We start from the raw sequence: 1917 nt of genomic DNA on the forward strand, positions 1-1917 counted from the left end.
TTCACTCGCCGTTAGGCAGGAAAGCAAAGTTTTATAGAAACTTTGGCTTTCGCCAATTCAGTGTTAAGACTGGTTTAGAGCTGTCAATTCCTTATGCTCCCACGCTACGCTCGTCCGCTACCATTGACAGCAAATAGTTAGCTTTTCTAAAACTTGATAAAGATTTAACTGCTACGTCCCTTTTTAAGGGCCTTATTTTTTGTTCTCAGCAATTTTGAGACTATTTATATATATTTATACCAACACAAAATAAAAAGCCCTCAGTGAGCTCTTAGAGGGCTAGATGACGGAACTTGGGAGATTACTAATATCTTCTTGCCTTTTTTGCAAAATATAAGTATCCAGGGAATCATACAAATTCTTTTTGATCTCGTCAGGTTCATTGACAGAAGCTTCAAACAATTCTTGAATATCAACTTGCCAAGGATCAGCAAGCATTTCATCAATTGGTTTTAATACTTTCTTTTCGTCAATCTTAATGACTCCTAACATCAAAATAATGCTTTCAGTTTAAATTCACAGATCTTACAGCACCGTTATTCAAAATTTGTTACCAAGCTTATAAAGATTATCTGCACAAAGCAATTAAAAAATTTTGGCTTAAAGCATCGTAATCTGCGACACTTTTTAAATATTTAAAACATAACAATCCTTAGTTAGGTGCAAACATAAATTGAATTAAAAATACAGTCAATTCAACAACAGCAGAAATTGATTTTATGGTTATCAGCAGACCGAGTGAAACGAGGTCAATGCGCACTTACACATAGAATTTATTCTATGTTGTGCTAGACCCATTAAAAACCTGTATCAGAAGTCGCCGATGGCGACAACAAAATCAAACTAATTTACCCAAAATCAATTTGATCTAACATACTTTCGGTACTTGCTTGGTCTAAGCCTAAATAAGCTAAAGTCATTGATTCACTTGAGTGATTTAGTAAGTGCATGACTAGGCCAATATTGTAATTTGATTGCGTGTAAACACGATAAGCCCCAGTTTTGCGCATCGTATGAGTACCTAGATAATTAATTCCTAATAGATCGCCAACCTTACTCATAATTTTGTAGAACTGTTTTTCAGTAATATGGCGTTCTGGGTGTTGAATTGAAGGAAAGAGCCATTCAGAATCCAGCTTATGATCAAGCAGCCATTGACGGTACAATAAGAGCTCTGTTTGAACAGGTTTAAGGTACAAGGTATTAGGTTTACCAGTTTTTCGGTCATGAATAAACGCATTTTGTTTAATAGAACCGTCCGGATTAAAAATATCGGCCTGTTTTAAGCCCATAACGTCACTTACTCGCAGTAGCGTCGCTTTACCAACTTGAAAAATCGTATAGTTGCGTCGGCCAGCTTTAAAGTTATTGAGTAAGGTATCTTGAACCTCTTTAAGAACGTTTGAATCTTTGATGGGTAAAACAACTTGTTGCATAGTCTTTTCTCCTTTTCTTGAGATATTAAAGCAGTTATGTTATTATTTTTTGTAAGGAAAAAGTAAGGAGATGATATTGTGAGTGCAGGTAATGTAACTAAGGTTAGCTCAAAGATCACAAGTAAAAATCAGATTACAATTCCTAAAACAGTACGTGAACTGTTAAAGGTTCGGTCTACTGATACAATTGAATGGCAGATTGAACCAAATGGTAAAGTAATGATTGTTCGTAGTAAACCGGATCTATGGCAACTTGTTGATGAACAAGAAAAAAAGTTTGGAAATCTCAGTACAACAGAAGTTGATTGGGGTAAAGATGTGGAAAGCGAAGACTTTGATTAATGAAATTAAAACAAGGCGCTATTTTATGGATTAATTTAGATCCGGCTAAAGGCACTGAAACTAAGAAAAAGCGACCGTGTTTAGTTGTAAGCAACGATCACTATAATCGCTATTTTAATACGGTGCTAGTTGTGCCAAT

General features: G+C 35.3%; 4 protein-coding genes. 2 read left to right on the forward strand and 2 right to left on the reverse strand.

The window, feature by feature from the left end; all coding sequences use genetic code 11:
- Window positions 1-279: 279 nt before the first annotated feature.
- Window positions 280-492 carry a hypothetical protein gene (locus EGT49_RS12225; RefSeq protein WP_135374682.1) on the reverse strand — a complete coding sequence of 71 codons (213 nt, stop codon included), beginning with the start codon at window positions 490-492 and terminating at the stop codon, window positions 280-282.
- Window positions 493-848: 356 nt separating this feature from the next.
- Window positions 849-1436, reverse strand: a complete 588-nt coding sequence (locus EGT49_RS12230) for a site-specific integrase (RefSeq protein ID WP_095662035.1) — start codon at window positions 1434-1436, stop codon at window positions 849-851.
- Window positions 1437-1514: 78 nt separating this feature from the next.
- Here EGT49_RS12230 and EGT49_RS12235 point away from each other — a divergent pair, with 78 nt between their 5' ends.
- Window positions 1515-1778 carry a type II toxin-antitoxin system PrlF family antitoxin gene (locus tag EGT49_RS12235; protein WP_001748062.1) on the forward strand — a complete coding sequence of 88 codons (264 nt, stop codon included), beginning with the start codon at window positions 1515-1517 and terminating at the stop codon, window positions 1776-1778.
- A partial coding sequence (locus tag EGT49_RS12240) for a type II toxin-antitoxin system PemK/MazF family toxin (RefSeq protein ID WP_135374680.1) occupies window positions 1778-1917 on the forward strand: 140 nt, incomplete at its 3' end. The genes EGT49_RS12235 and EGT49_RS12240, both read left to right, overlap by 1 nt.

Origin of the sequence: Companilactobacillus suantsaicola, from assembly GCF_004745525.1 — a bacterium.
In the GTDB taxonomy this organism is placed as follows: Bacteria; Bacillota; Bacilli; order Lactobacillales; family Lactobacillaceae; genus Companilactobacillus; species Companilactobacillus suantsaicola.

Coding starts and splice junctions, on each gene's coding strand:
- EGT49_RS12230 (WP_095662035.1), bottom strand. CDS start 1,436: ATGCAACAAGTTGTTTTACCCATCAAAGATTCAAACGTTCTTAAAGAG.
- EGT49_RS12225 (WP_135374682.1), bottom strand. CDS start 492: ATGTTAGGAGTCATTAAGATTGACGAAAAGAAAGTATTAAAACCAATT.